The organism is Candidatus Enterococcus moelleringii (genome assembly GCF_017377575.1).
GTDB classification, from domain to species: domain Bacteria; phylum Bacillota; class Bacilli; order Lactobacillales; family Enterococcaceae; genus Enterococcus_A; species Enterococcus_A moelleringii.
The window spans coordinates 23,038-36,813 of the sequence record NZ_JAFREM010000011.1 but is presented as its reverse complement, the minus strand read 5'-3'; the positions used below and the strand labels follow the sequence as shown (position 1 = coordinate 36,813).

Sequence of the window (13,776 nt, the reverse complement as noted above, 5' to 3'; positions counted from 1 at the left end):
TCACATAGTTGAGTGTACCAAAAAGAGCCCCCTTTTGCTATTGTTTCATCGACTAAAACGTCACAATAGAAAGGGGTACTCAAATATTCACACATTTGAGTTTGATCTCTTTTTTGCAGCATTATTGCTTACTTAATTTCAGTCGTTCCGCCCATATATGGAACTAATGCAAGAGGAACGGTTACCGAACCATCTTCATTTTGGTAATTTTCTAAAATAGCGGCTACTGTACGGCCAACTGCTAAGCCCGAGCCATTTAACGTATGCGCGTATTGAACTTTATCATTCTCATCACGGTAACGAATCATCCCGCGACGGGCTTGAAAATCTTCACAATTTGAACAGGAGCTGATTTCACGATAGGTATCTTGGGCTGGAATCCAGACTTCGATATCATAGGTTTTCGCAGCTGAAAAGCCCATATCTCCGGTTGAGAGAGTCACAATCCGGTAAGGCAAGTTCAGTTTTTGCAACAGGCTTTCGGCGTTTGTGACCATTTTTTCCAATTCGTCATAAGAATTTTCGGCATCGCTGAATTTCACCATTTCAACTTTATGAAATTGATGCAGCCGGATCAAACCGCGAGTGTCTCTACCGGCACTTCCTGCTTCTGATCTAAATGATGGGCTCATCGCCGTAAAGTAAATCGGCAAATCCGCCTTATCCAAAATTTCCTGACTATAATAATTGGTTAATGGTACCTCTGCCGTCGGAATCAAGGTGAGGTCTCTATCATCAATTTGAAAAACATCTTCTTTGAATTTAGGAAACTGCCCGGTGCCAAACATTGATTGGCTGTTTACCAGATATGGCGTAATCATCTCGGTATAGCCATGCTCATCCACATGTTGATCCAGCATGAAGTTGTAAACAGCCCGTTCCAGTCGAGCGCCTAAGCCTTTGTAATAAAGGAATCGGCTTCCAGACACTTTACTGCCTCTTTCGAAATCTAAGATGTCTAAGTCTTCCCCAATTGCCCAATGCGGTTTTGCTTCGAAAGCAAAGTCTGCTGGATTTCCCCATTTGCGGACTTCCACATTATCGTCTTCATCTTCGCCAACCGGTACGCTGTCGTGAGGCAGGTTAGGTAAGTTTTCTGCGATATCTTTAGACGCTGCTTCAACCGCCGCAATTTCTTTATCCATCTGCTTAATCTGCTCGCCTAATTCCTTCATTTCAGCCACTTGAGCAGAAGCATCAGTGCCCGCCCGCTTCATCTCAGCAATCTTCGTAGAAACGGTATTCCGATACTGCTTCAATTCTTCAACCTTCACTAATAATTCACGACGCTGCTCATCTAAGTCCAAAAACGAATCGATCACTTCTGGTTCAACACCACGAGAAATCATTTTGGTTTTTACTTCTTCTGCATTCTGACGAATTCTTTTAATATCTAACATAGTCCTACCTTCTTAACACCCTATTTTTTAGTGAAATGTGAATTTCACTTGACTAAACACTTCTTTTTTCATTCGTCGCCCGGTTTCCGTATCGGCTAATCCACCTAGTCCTGTTTCCCGGAGTGATCGTGGTAATTGGCGTCCGACTTTATTCATAGCCTCCAGCACTTCATCTGCCGGAATTTTATTGACGATTCCTGCTAAAGCCATATCTGCCGCGATCAAAGCATTGCCCGCCCCAATAGCATTTCGCTTCACACAAGGAATTTCCACTAAACCAGCCACTGGATCACAGACCAGTCCCAGCAAATTGCCCAACGCAATAGCAAAAGCTTCAGAGGATTGCTGCGGTGTTCCACCGGCCATTTCGACTGCAGCGGCGGCTGCCATCGCTGACGCACTGCCCACTTCTGCTTGGCATCCACCGATTGCCCCAGCAATCATGGCATTATTGGCGGTGACCATTCCGAACAACGAACTAGTAAATAAAAAGCGGACTTGTTGTTCCGTCGTTAAGTTCAAGGTATCTCTAATCGCCATCAATACCCCTGGAAGTGTCCCGCTGGCTCCAGCTGTCGGTGTCGCACAAACAACACCCATCGACGCATTGACTTCATTTGTCCCTAAAGCCGCTTGAACGGCTGAGACCATCAGATCACCTGATAGCGTTTTCCCTTTTGCCCGATAATTTTTCAGACGAACCGCATCGCCGCCGGTTAAACCAGTTGGTGAGAAGACGCCGTCGCCTTCTTGCGAACGTTTAACGGCTGCATCCATCACGATTAAATTTTGCTCCATCAGATCCAAAAGCTCTTCACGGCTTTTTTGACTGCGTTCCATTTCCAGCTCAATCATTAAATCCGAAATACTTTTCCCGCTGTTTTCAGCTTCTTCAATAAATTCTGCAATCGAATAATACATCTTTAAATTCTCCCTACAATAAAATTATTTGTGATGAATCATCCAACGAAAACAGCTCGTCTTTTACAGATTCCATTGGTGTCGTATCTAGATCAAAAGCGAACAATGCCGCATCGTGATTTACATAGCGAGAAACTGAATTGATGGTAAGATCAGATTCTTTGAATTTTTGCATAGCCCGCTCATCTTCATTGATGACAATCAAGATCGGCAACGGTCCGTGCAATTCAACGCCAAAGCCTTCTAGTTCAATATATTTCACTTCAATTGTTCCACCGCCGACAGAGATGCCGGTTAAATGGATTTCATGAGTGTCGTCACTCAAGGTCACACAAGCTGTATTGGCGTGTTGTACCGGACTTTCTTCACACATTTCATGAAATTCAATCTCGATTCCTTGCTCTTCTGCTATTGCAATCGAATTAATAACTCCCGCATCGTTGGCTTTAAAACCTAAAACCCCACCGATAATGGCAAAATCGGTTCCGTGTCCCTTATGCGTATCTGCAAAGGATTCGTAATATTTAATAGAAATCTTATTCGGTGTACCACCAAATAATTTGCGAGCTGCTGCTCCAATAGCTAATGCACCCGCTGTATGAGAACTTGATGGCCCAATCATAATCGGACCAATCACATCAAAACAACTTTTATAATTCATCGCACTCTTTATTTTCTTCGGTTTGTCCATCGTTAATACTGCATTCATATATATAACTCTCCTTTATTTATGGCTAATTTTCCAGCTCAGTTACCATGGTTTCTGGCGTTCCCAATTTTTTGGCATTGTCAATTTCGACAGCTTTGTAATTTCTGAATACGATAGCTCCAAGTAATCCGCAGATAATGCTGACAACAGTGATCAAGACTACAACAAGCAGTGTCGTTTGAATTGGATTATTGCCAAGGGTAACCAATAAGCCGGCCCATGGTGTAGCCATTCCTGTTACCGGAACAGTTAATCCGAAGAAGGTAACAATGATTCCGCTAATGATACCTGAGACTAAATTAGTCATATAAACCGGAATCGGATTTGAACTAATGATATCGATCTGAGTTAATGGTTCAATTGCAACTGCTAACGGTGTAGATTTGCTGCCTAGCTTCATGCGTTTGAATAGTACAGCATTGACTAATGAGCTGCCGTAGCAGGTCATCGCGCCGATAGCCATTGGAACGCCCGTCAATCCGATTAGCGCAGTTAGAACCATTGAACTTAGCGGTGTCATACCGACGATCGGGATAATTGCTCCTAAGATTGCTGCCATGACATAAGGATTGCCTTCGACTGCATTTAAGATGGTTCCGCCGATCACTCCTAAGACACTTAGGACAACTGGTTGAATCAAACCGGCGATTAACGCTGCACTTAATGGAATAACCAAGATGATCACTAGTAAATCAATTCCTTCAGTCACTCGTTTTTCGATTTGACGAATAAGGAAAGATAATAGATACGCTGTAATAAATGCTGGTAACAAACTAACCTTGATTAATGAAATTCCCATAATGATTGAAAATACTGGACTGATGCCAAATGCCAGCGGTACTAATGCACCCGCGGCTAAACCTCCGAGACCACCCATGACTTCACCTATGTTTGAGATATATTCAATATTGAATACTCCGCCGACTGCATACCGTAAAAATGCTTCTGGTAAAAACGTTGCACACGCTGCCCCAGACAGAGCGCCTAACGCTTTTCTACCCCGCGGTGCTTTAAAAGAAAATAAAGACATCCCACATAATACAAGAACTAACATTAACACACCTGATACCGTTTCCATTTCGTCGCCTCCAAATTTTTTACAAACTTAATCTTTTCCTACTGCAACTTGCTTAACCTATTCAACTTCGAAGTCTTACTAAAATAATTGCTATCCGATGAACTTTTTTTCATCTTGCCTATGAATGAAGTATACAACTAAACTAAAGTTCAGTCAATGAATTTTTTTAATATAAGTGAACTTTTTTTCAATCTCTGCTGAAAAGGCCGATATAGCAACTATTTAGCTGCCTATTTATTTTTGATTGATCCAGTCGATTGGTGGAAAAAGGCTAAATAAAAGCTCGAAGAACGGTTAGCAGCGCTAGCTTTCCAACCGTTCTTCGAGTTCGTACGAAGCATTCAAAACTTTTTCCTTCCTATAATACTCTGCTGAACACAGCAGAAATGACTAAAAAAAAGACTAGTCCCTTCACAGAACTAGCCTTCCCTCTATCTACATCAAGCTTTGATACAGCTCGATAATTTCTTCAACTGTCGCATCCCGCGGATTTCCTGGTGAACAAACATCCCGGAACGCATCTTCCGCAATCTTCGGAATATCTTCAGCTTTCACGCCTAATTCAGAAATAGTTGGCGGAATACCCACATCCTTACTTAACAGGTCGATGGCATCGCAAGCTGCATCGCGCGCATCTTCAATACTCATGGTGTCAGCACCTTCTACATTTAACACCCGTGCAATATCCCGATATTTTTCACCGGTATATTCTTTATTGAATTTCATCACTGTTGGCAACAACGATGCACAGGCAACGCCATGAGGAATATCGTACCAAGCACTTAACGGATGCGCCATACCGTGAACTAATCCTAACCCAACGTTAGAGAAGCCCATACCAGCAATGTATTGGCCTAATGCCATTTCTTCTCTGGCTTCCAGTTTTTCAGCTACGGAATCTCTCAAAGAACGACCCACGATTTCGATTGCTTTTAGATGAAGCATATCGGTTAGTTCCCAAGCACCTTTAGTTATCAGGCCTTCAATCGCGTGAGTCATCGCATCCATCCCAGTTGCAGCAGCCAACGCTTTTGGCATGCCCATCATCATTTCGCTGTCGACAAAGGCTACGACTGGAATATCATGAGGATCGACACAAACGAACTTACGATGATTGACTTCATCAGTAATTACGTAGTTAATGGTTACTTCAGCTGCGGTTCCTGAAGTGGTCGGCACTGCTAAAATTGGCATACATGGATTCTTGGTTTCAACCGGTCCTTCTAAACTTAAAACATCGGCATATTCTGGATTAGTCACGATAATTCCGATCGCTTTAGCTACATCAATCGGTGAGCCGCCGCCGATGGCGATCATGCATTCTGCTCCGGAAGCTTTGACTGCTGCCACGCCGTCCTTCACATTTTGAACCGTTGGATTCGGCACGACACCGTCGTATACTTCGTAGTCAACGCCCGCTTCATCCAGCAGATCAGTCACTCGGGTGGCTACTTTGTGTTCGATTAACCCTTTATCCGTGATGACGATCGCCTTTTTGAAGTTGCGTTTTTTGAATTCCGGCACAATATCATTGATTGCCCCTTTACCAAAATAGGATGTTTCGTTCAGGATCATACGATTTACCATTGTTCTTCCTCCATTCATGTTATGTAATTCACAAGATGCTTGATAAACAAACGGAGCTCTTTTGCGAGTAATACAGATTATCTATATAAATCGCTTTCACTCCTATTACTAGTCTATCATATACGTCAAAGGTTTATTTTGCATCCTACGATTTTGTTTTTGAATTGTACTATTTTGCTAAAAAAAGGATCTCTCAAAGCAGTAGCTTGAGAAACCCTTGTCTTAATTGTTCAGTTTTTACGATAATTATCTTGGTACCTGTAATTGCACATTGTATCGATAGCGATCTCCGCGATAAAAAATCTCAGCATACTCAATCAGTCGATCTCGTTGGTCTCTGGTCACTCGTTGAACATACAGCAATGGTTTATTTTCTTCTACTTGCAATACTTCAGCCAAACGCTTGTCTGCCTCTATCGACTCTATAGTTTCTTTAGCGTTAGTTACTACAAAACCCTTTTCCCGTAACAACTTGTATAAAGAAACATTTGGCCCTTCTAGTTCTTCAGCATACAAAGTAATGAAGGACGGACAATACACACGTTGGAAACCAATCGGTACATCCCCTATCCATCGTAGCCGCTCGTGACAGCTGACAGTAGCCCCTTTAGGTAATTCCAATTGGGAGCAAACCATTGGATCGGCAACCATAGAATCTTTAAAAGAGTGCAGAGATGCATGTACATTACGGTCACTATTTTCTTCCGAAAAGCTGAGTAGTGTCTGTAATTGAAGAGATTCTTTTCGGCTCAATACGATCGTACCAACCCCATGGATACGCTGAACATAGCCTTCATCTACCAAAAGTTTCACTGCATTTCGCACAGTTATACGACTTACATTAAAGCGCTTTTGTAAATCAGGTTCAGCTGGAAATAAATCACCCACAGGATATTTCCCATCGACAATATCTTGTTTCAATTCCTCATAAATAGATAGATATTTAACACTGTTCCCTTTCATGAAACCTCACCACATCTGCTAATGAATTTGATAATTCTACTAAGTCAAAATCATTGGCTTGTTGGACGGTTTTAAATAGAGAAAGAAACTCCGGATCGCTTAGATCAACAAATGCTCCAACCATTGTTCCAACAATCGTAGCAATTGTATCTGTATCATACCCAATGTTTACCGCATCAATTACTGCATCTAAAGCGCTATCCTTATTTAAAGCCACAATCCCAAAAGCACACGGAACAGCTTCAGAAATGTGGAGTCCACTACCAACGATCTTTGAAAGCCGACGTAATTTTTCTTCTTTTGTTCCTACGCCGTCTACAATATTATACGCTAGTTGAATGCGCTCTACAACACCAGGCCCTGCCACCTCACGAGAAATCTCTTTGGCTAAGGTTTCTCCGCGAATAGCTCCATAGTAGCCAGCTGCCAATGCTTCTTCTACAGTTGAGTGCGGTGCCAATGAGGCACTCGTTGCTGCCGCAATAGCGCAAGCTCCCGAAATGGCTAAAGAATTATCATGAGTCACTCTAGTAATAGTAATTGCTGCTTCAATAGCTCCAGCTACATTATCTGGATTTAGAATACCTGCTGGTGCAATCTTCATAGCCGCCCCATTTGTTGCTTTGGAAGCATAATCTACCGTCACTGCGCCAGGCAAAGCTTTCATTTTTAGCTCAGGATCTTTATACATCGCTACTGCACTTCTCGTAGTAGGTCCTGCGAATCGATCAAAGTACCAAGAAACATCTGACCAGTCAAGAATTGCCTTTATAACGGTCTCTTTATCGAGTACCCCTTCATTTTTTAAAATTGCTTTAGACATAAAATAGACTTGTGAGAAATCATCCGTTACTTGCCCAGCTTCATTTCCTAGAGCAAATGCTGTTTCACCTGGTTTTTGTAAATCAGTGACTTTTCCTCCGAAATGCTTGCGAATTTGGTCAAATGATAGATTCTCTGTGGCAGCTCCCATCGCGTCTCCAATTGCTGCTAAACCTAAAACACCTTGAATTTTTGTTTGTAATGACATAATTATCTTCCTCTCTTACTCCTATTTTTTTATATTCGACATCTCTGCTTCTGGGTCCTTAACTCCTAAAACAATGGTTAGTATCAATCCACCTAAAAAGGAAATGGCTAATCCCACGATATAGGCCCACAACGTTGGTCCAGCAAAAGCTGGTATTGTGGTCAAACCACCAAAAACAAAGGCATTCCCTACTACATCAAAAGCTCCCATAAAGGCTCCGCCAAGCGCTGCTCCTATGCATCCTGCAATTAATGGCGTTTTGAATTTTACACCTAGCCCGTAAATCGCCGGCTCTACAATTCCAGAAAGAAAAACTGATGTTATAGCAGTTAATGAAAAGTTTTTCAGTTTTTGATTGCGGGATCGCAAGAAGATGGCAAAAGCTGCTCCGGCCATTCCAAAATTAGCATTTGCTCCATACGCGATAAACGCAGAAGATCCTGTTCTAGCTATTTCTGGAATGATAACCATCGTATTTGGAGCCCAATGAACACCAAACATAATTAAGATATTCCAAATTCCTCCAATGACAGCTCCTGTAACAATCTGATTAATATTTGCTAACCAGCCAACAGCATTAGCGATACCAATGCTCAAGTAATTTCCTAATGGTCCAAAAATACCAGCTGCTATCGGCACTAATAATAGCAATAAAATTGTAGGAATAACGATCATGTGTAGACTATTTGGTAATTTCTTTTTCATAAAGTGTTCCATTTTTGATTGAACCCATATGGTTAAGATTGCTGGTATCACTTGGCTAGTATAATTAAATACAGGAATGGAAATACCTAAAAATGAGATCATGTTTCCGCCATCACCCTGTATTAAAGATATGAAATCCGGCATAATCAATGCCCCCATAACGGCGATTGCAATGAAAGGACTGGTTTTAAAACGATTGGCAGAAGTAACAGCAACTAATAACGGTAAAAAGTAAAATACTGAAGTAGCTGCTAAAGTAAGCATCAAATTGGTTGTGCTTTCTGTAGATAACCACCCTAATTCATTTGCTAAAATTGTGAATCCTCGAAGCAAACCTGATCCGGCAAGCAATGGTAGCAATGGCGAAAATATACTTACAACTAGTCCAACAAAATCATTCAATAAATGCTTTTCTTTACTCTCAGTTGTTTCTAAATTTTTGTCATTGCTCTCTGAATGGTTTACGTCCAATTCACCTATAAATGCTTCATAAACTTCCCCAACAGTTGTACCGATGACTACCTGAATCCCTGAATCCTTGTCTACTATCCCTGTTACGCCATCAAGTGCCTCAATTTTCCCCACATCTACAGCAGATCGATCTCTCAATTTCGGACGCAGTCTTGTAGCACAATGCGTCACTGAAACAACGTTATTAGCACCTCCCATAAATTCTAGTAAATGTTTAGCCAAAGCCTCTGTTGTCCCCATAAGTGTTATCTCCTTCCTATTCATTAAGACAGAAACACGACCCCTACTAGATAAGACGTTATAACGTCTTATCCTCAAGACGAGTATACCTTAAAATTAATGAGATGTAAACGCAAACATTGAGACGAAACAAAAAAAATGCTTTCGACATGAAAGCATTTCCTTTTAAACTATACAGTTTTCGTGTTTTGGCAAACCTATTCTTTTTCCTCGTACATAATCCCTTTTTCAGACAACGCCTGAGTAATCTTCGCCAAGTCTCTCTTAGTATCATAGGCAATTGTATGCAAATGAATCCCATCGGTTAGCTCTGATAAGAAAACGGCCTTCGACGAGTGATAGTTTTTTATGAAGCTATCGACATCCTTTTGCGTACGGATGTGCAGACCACCCACCAGCTCACCATATAAAGGATGTTCCACAATCACATCAACGATCTCACCGCCGGCTTCCACAATTGTGCGTAATTCTTCTTCGGCCTGATCTCGATCGTGCTGCACCGCAATTTTGCTGGTGATACGGGCAGAAGAACGCTCCAGCACATAGCCGCGGGGCATTGCGATGATATTCTCACCGGCTGCCCGCAACAAAGCGACATCCCCCACGATACTCTGGCGGCTTACGCCAAAACGTTCCGCAAATTTTGTGGCACTGACGGGGCTTTTGTTACTTTTTAAGATCTTTAGAATCTCTCGTCTACGTTTGATTCCATCCTTCATATTTACTCACTCAATTCTTTGGATTGGAAGTTTCGGGATTGCTTCATGATATCCTCAAAAGTGGCACCAATCGTCTCCTTGAACAATGGATTTTGAACCCGGCTAGCGACTCTTTCCAACACTTCCGTTTCCCGACTTTGATCCAACACGTCTTTTTGATGTTCCTTTTTGTAAGCAGTGACTTCGGTAACAGCCTGCAGCCGTTTTTCCAGCAGCACGACTAGTTGTTGGTCAATGGCATCGATTTGACGGCGGGCTTCAGCTAGCTGATCACCTTCGCCATCGACATCGATCGTTTTAATGATGCGAGCCGGATTTCCGCCAAGCACCACGTTGTCTGGGAAAGATTTTGTAACCACTGCACCGGCTGCTACGACGACATTATTACCTAAAGTCACGCCAGGAGTAACCACGACTCCGCCGCCAAACCAGGCATTGTCGCCAATCGTGATCGGTTTGCCGTATTCCAGCCCACTGTTGCGCTTGACTGGCTCAAGGGGATGAGTGGCCGCATAAAGCTGACAATTCGGGCCAAACATACAGTTGTCGCCAATCGTAATTGGACAAATATCCAAGAAAATATTGTTAAAGTTGCAGTAGAAGTTTTCTCCTACGAAAATATTGTAGCCATAATCAAAGGAAATCGACGGTTCCACATGAACACGTTCGCCGGTCTTACCGAAAGTATCCTTTACTAACAGCGAGCGCTTCGCTGAATCTGTTTCATTATTAATCGCCCGCAGCTTCACCCGAGCATCTTTACGGTCAGCTGATAATTCCGCATCCCCGGCAAAATATAGTTCCCCGGCAATCATTTTTTCTTTTTCTGTACGTTCCATTTCCATCACGCGCCTCCTATACTTGTTCAAAAACAGCACTGCCTTCTGCTTCCACAAACTCATACTTCCCAGGAATATAAATCGGCGTCTGGTTGATCGCCAATACGGCAGCTGATTCCTTCTTCTCATAAATTAAATCACAAAACGGATGGACTTGAAAGCTCGTTCCAACGATTACTACCAAATCTGAAACATTTACTGCGTGAATCGCCTGACTGAGGGTATCCTCGGTAAAGCCTTCGCCGTACAAAACAATCCCCGGCCGAATCTGTCCACCACAATTCTCGTGATGATCACTTACCAGATACTCCTGCCAAGGCACCGCCTGACCACATTTGCGACAGTAGCAATCGTACAGCGAACCGTGGAAATTCACCAGCTGCTGGCTGCCGGCCGCTTGGTGCAGTCCGTCAATATTTTGTGACACGATCCAGACTGGCTTCCTACTCTCCAGCTTTGCCATTTTCTTATGAATCACATTCGGTTTGGCTGTCGGATGATACAGGGTCTTCACAAACCGATAAAACTTATCCGGCTCCCGATCTAAGCAATCGATGCTTAATAAATATTCCGGTGCATCGATCCCTTGATAGACTCCCATCAACGACCGGTAATCCGGCACTCCAGAAGGCGTCGAAACTCCCGCCCCGGTCAAAAAGGTTATACTTTTAGCTTGTTGGATTTTTTCTACTGCTGCTTGAATTGTTGTGTCCATTTTGATCACCTCACTTCTATTATACTGCAAAACAAAAACACCTCTCAATGCAAGAGGTGCGGATCAACTATCTAAATCTTCTATTAAAGAATCGATTGAATCAAAGCCGCCGTGAAGGTTCCCAGTTTCAGCGTCCTTTAGAGCCTTTAACGTATCCATATCCTCCTGGTCAAGCTGAAAAGGCAGTGCTTGGCGAGCAACTGTTTCTTGCAGGAACATGATAATAGCATCAGTCATAGTTAAACCCAGCTCATTGAACACCTTTTCGGCTTTGTTTAATAACTCCTCATCAATTGTGATTTGCAGCAAGCTTTCATTGGTAGTCGCCATAACAAAATCCCCTTTTCCTTTTTAATTCGTGTTATCTCAAAAAACACCTCTCAAAGCTGAGAGGTGCGAATATTTCTATCTACTATACGCCTTAGCCCGGGTCTTCTTCCGAACCAGTCGTTTCGCTGGGCGGCTATCATGGACGACTTTTCCGTTAGCCAAGTGGATCACTCGGTGCGGAAAGCGGCGAACCAACGATTGGTTATGGGTTGTCATAACCACCGTTACGCCTTTACGATGGATGCGCTCCAACAGGTCTAGTACCTGCATCGCGTTCTTTGCATCCAAGTTCCCAGTTGGTTCATCGGCTAACAAAATTCGCGGCTGATTGATAATCGCCCGAGCAATCGCTGCCCGCTGCGCTTCACCGCCTGAGAGCTTCGTCGCATGACGTTTATGGGTTAATCCCACTAAACGCAGTACTTGATTGACCTTACGCGGGATCTGCTCTGGCGGCGTCTTGACAATATCCAGTGCATACACCAGATTTTCCTCCACCGTCATTTGCGGCAACAGGCGGAAGTCCTGGAAGACGACACCAATTTCCCGACGCAAATAAGGAAGCTCTTTGCGTTTCATTTGGCTAAGCCGGTATTGATTCACGTAAATTTCTCCTTGCTCCGGCACCATATCCTTGTACAAAAGCTTCAACAAGGTGGATTTACCAGCGCCAGATGCACCGGTAATATAGACAAACTCACCAGACGGTATCAGCAGATTGACCCGACTCAAAATCGGCAGCTGCTGCTTTTTTATTTTAATGGTTCCATTAATATTCACTCTGCGGGGTTCAGTGATAAACTTACTCACATTTCTCATTTCAATCATTGTAGACACCTCACTACTTGGGTTAAGTCATACGTATTCGAACAGCTGGGTTGTCCCATCGACTGTCCATCCGAACAAAAAACTACTATTAAAAGTATAACATATCCCAAAGGTTCATTAAACGGTACACTTAAAAACCCCATAAATCAGTGTGAAATATTATTATTTATTGCAAAACCCGTCCCGCACTCTCAAACGGATACCAACTATTATGGGTAATTTTCACCACGTCCCCAGGCTGAGGAGCCTGAATAAAGTACCCATCCCCAATATACAACGCTACATGATGAGCCGGTCGTCCCCAAAATACCAGATCTCCTGGCTGCACTTCACTAATCGGAATTTCCTTAACAGATGCTTGCTGTGCCTGACTGACTCTTGGAATCCCAATGCCATTTTGGGCAAAGACCCACTGCATCAATCCACTACAGTCAAAACCAGATGGTGTCGTTCCACCCCAAACGTAAGGAACTCCAAGGTATTGCTTCGCTGACAAAATAATATCCTGGGCCTTCTCAGAAACCTCTTCATCCGTTGCGAAAGTTTGGCCTACTATGACTTGTTGTAAAAGAGCCTCCTGTTGGGCTTTCAAGGCTTGCTCTTGTTGTCGCTCTTCTTCCTGAATTCGTGTTAATAACTCCTGATTATCGGCCAGTTCTTTCTCCAGCTCTGCTTTACTGGCGGTCTGCTTCTCAATTGTCGTCGTTAACAAATCCTGCGCTGCTTGATACTCCTGCCGTTTCTTCTCTAAGGCTTTCTGTTGTTTGGTAATTGCTTCTACCAACTCAGTATATTCCTTGGCCCGGGCTGCGTCCGCCTTTTGAACCTTTTCAACACCCTTAACCGAACCCAGCATTTTCGACCAGCCATCTACTTGAAAGAAAGCTGCTTTTTGATTGGCGTCTGTCAGCTGAATCGCACGGACTCGTTCTTGGATTTCTTTTTCCAACTGACTCAGTTGACTATTCATATCCGCAACTTTCTTTTCCTGTTCCACCAGTTCTTGATCCAAGGCTATGATCTGCTTTTCTTGTTCCGCCTGTTGGACTACCGAAGTTGAGATTTCGTCATTCAGCTGGCTCAGTCGCTCCTGCAAGGCGGTCACGGTCTGTTCCGCTTCTTCTTTTGGATCAGCCTGAGCAGTCAGTCCAAAACTGAACAACCCGACACAGACTAACAAGACTATGTATAACTTTTTAATCATTGACGCCTCCTTGTCGATAAAAACGCCCAATCGACAA

At 43.1% G+C, this 13,776-nt stretch carries 14 protein-coding genes; all 14 read right to left on the bottom strand.

Going from position 1 to position 13,776, the window contains the following annotated elements:
- Positions 1–128: 128 nt before the first annotated feature.
- The 14 genes from serS to JZO70_RS06270 all read right to left on the bottom strand — a co-directional run bounded on the left by serS (position 129) and on the right by JZO70_RS06270 (position 13,739).
- The gene (serS, locus tag JZO70_RS06335) at positions 129–1,400 is read right to left on the bottom strand and encodes a serine--tRNA ligase (protein ID WP_207672706.1); all 1,272 of its coding nucleotides are present in this window, start codon (positions 1,398–1,400) and stop codon (positions 129–131) included.
- A 27-nt stretch (positions 1,401–1,427) separates the two neighbouring features.
- A complete protein-coding gene (gene sdaAA / locus JZO70_RS06330) occupies positions 1,428–2,321 on the bottom strand; it encodes an L-serine ammonia-lyase, iron-sulfur-dependent, subunit alpha (protein WP_207672705.1) in 894 nt (297 codons plus the stop codon).
- A 13-nt stretch (positions 2,322–2,334) separates the two neighbouring features.
- Complete coding sequence (gene sdaAB / locus JZO70_RS06325; protein ID WP_207672820.1) at positions 2,335–2,982, bottom strand: L-serine ammonia-lyase, iron-sulfur-dependent subunit beta; 648 nt, start codon at positions 2,980–2,982, stop codon at positions 2,335–2,337.
- A gap of 73 nt (positions 2,983–3,055) precedes the next feature.
- Positions 3,056–4,108, bottom strand: coding sequence for a PTS sugar transporter subunit IIC (locus JZO70_RS06320; protein WP_207672704.1), 1,053 nt, complete (start codon positions 4,106–4,108; stop codon positions 3,056–3,058).
- Between the two features lie 435 nt (positions 4,109–4,543).
- Positions 4,544–5,695 (bottom strand): lactaldehyde reductase, encoded by a 1,152-nt coding sequence (gene fucO / locus JZO70_RS06315; protein ID WP_207672703.1) that lies wholly within the window; start codon positions 5,693–5,695, stop codon positions 4,544–4,546.
- A 246-nt stretch (positions 5,696–5,941) separates the two neighbouring features.
- On the bottom strand, positions 5,942–6,658 hold the full coding sequence (locus JZO70_RS06310; protein ID WP_207672702.1) for a GntR family transcriptional regulator: 717 nt from the start codon (positions 6,656–6,658) through the stop codon (positions 5,942–5,944).
- Entirely contained in the window at positions 6,639–7,688 is a 1,050-nt protein-coding gene (locus JZO70_RS06305) for an ADP-ribosylglycohydrolase family protein (RefSeq protein WP_207672701.1), read from the bottom strand. The genes JZO70_RS06310 and JZO70_RS06305 overlap by 20 nt, the downstream gene beginning before the upstream one ends.
- Before the next feature lie 21 nt (positions 7,689–7,709).
- Entirely contained in the window at positions 7,710–9,104 is a 1,395-nt protein-coding gene (locus tag JZO70_RS06300) for a PTS transporter subunit EIIC (RefSeq protein ID WP_207672700.1), read from the bottom strand.
- Between the two features lie 197 nt (positions 9,105–9,301).
- Positions 9,302–9,823: a transcription repressor NadR gene (locus tag JZO70_RS06295; protein WP_207672699.1), complete on the bottom strand. Its 522-nt coding sequence runs from the start codon at positions 9,821–9,823 to the stop codon at positions 9,302–9,304.
- A 2-nt stretch (positions 9,824–9,825) separates the two neighbouring features.
- The gene (locus JZO70_RS06290; RefSeq protein ID WP_207672819.1) at positions 9,826–10,662 is read right to left on the bottom strand and encodes a chorismate mutase; all 837 of its coding nucleotides are present in this window, start codon (positions 10,660–10,662) and stop codon (positions 9,826–9,828) included.
- Positions 10,663–10,678: 16 nt separating this feature from the next.
- Complete coding sequence (locus tag JZO70_RS06285) at positions 10,679–11,377, bottom strand: NAD-dependent protein deacylase (RefSeq protein ID WP_207672698.1); 699 nt, start codon at positions 11,375–11,377, stop codon at positions 10,679–10,681.
- A 63-nt stretch (positions 11,378–11,440) separates the two neighbouring features.
- Positions 11,441–11,707, bottom strand: a complete 267-nt coding sequence (locus JZO70_RS06280) for a type II toxin-antitoxin system RelB/DinJ family antitoxin (protein WP_207672697.1) — start codon at positions 11,705–11,707, stop codon at positions 11,441–11,443.
- 75 nt (positions 11,708–11,782) lie between these two features.
- The gene (locus JZO70_RS06275) at positions 11,783–12,535 is read right to left on the bottom strand and encodes a cell division ATP-binding protein FtsE (RefSeq protein ID WP_207672696.1); all 753 of its coding nucleotides are present in this window, start codon (positions 12,533–12,535) and stop codon (positions 11,783–11,785) included.
- Between the two features lie 166 nt (positions 12,536–12,701).
- Positions 12,702–13,739, bottom strand: coding sequence for a C40 family peptidase (locus JZO70_RS06270; RefSeq protein WP_242703816.1), 1,038 nt, complete (start codon positions 13,737–13,739; stop codon positions 12,702–12,704).
- Positions 13,740–13,776 lie beyond the last annotated feature (37 nt).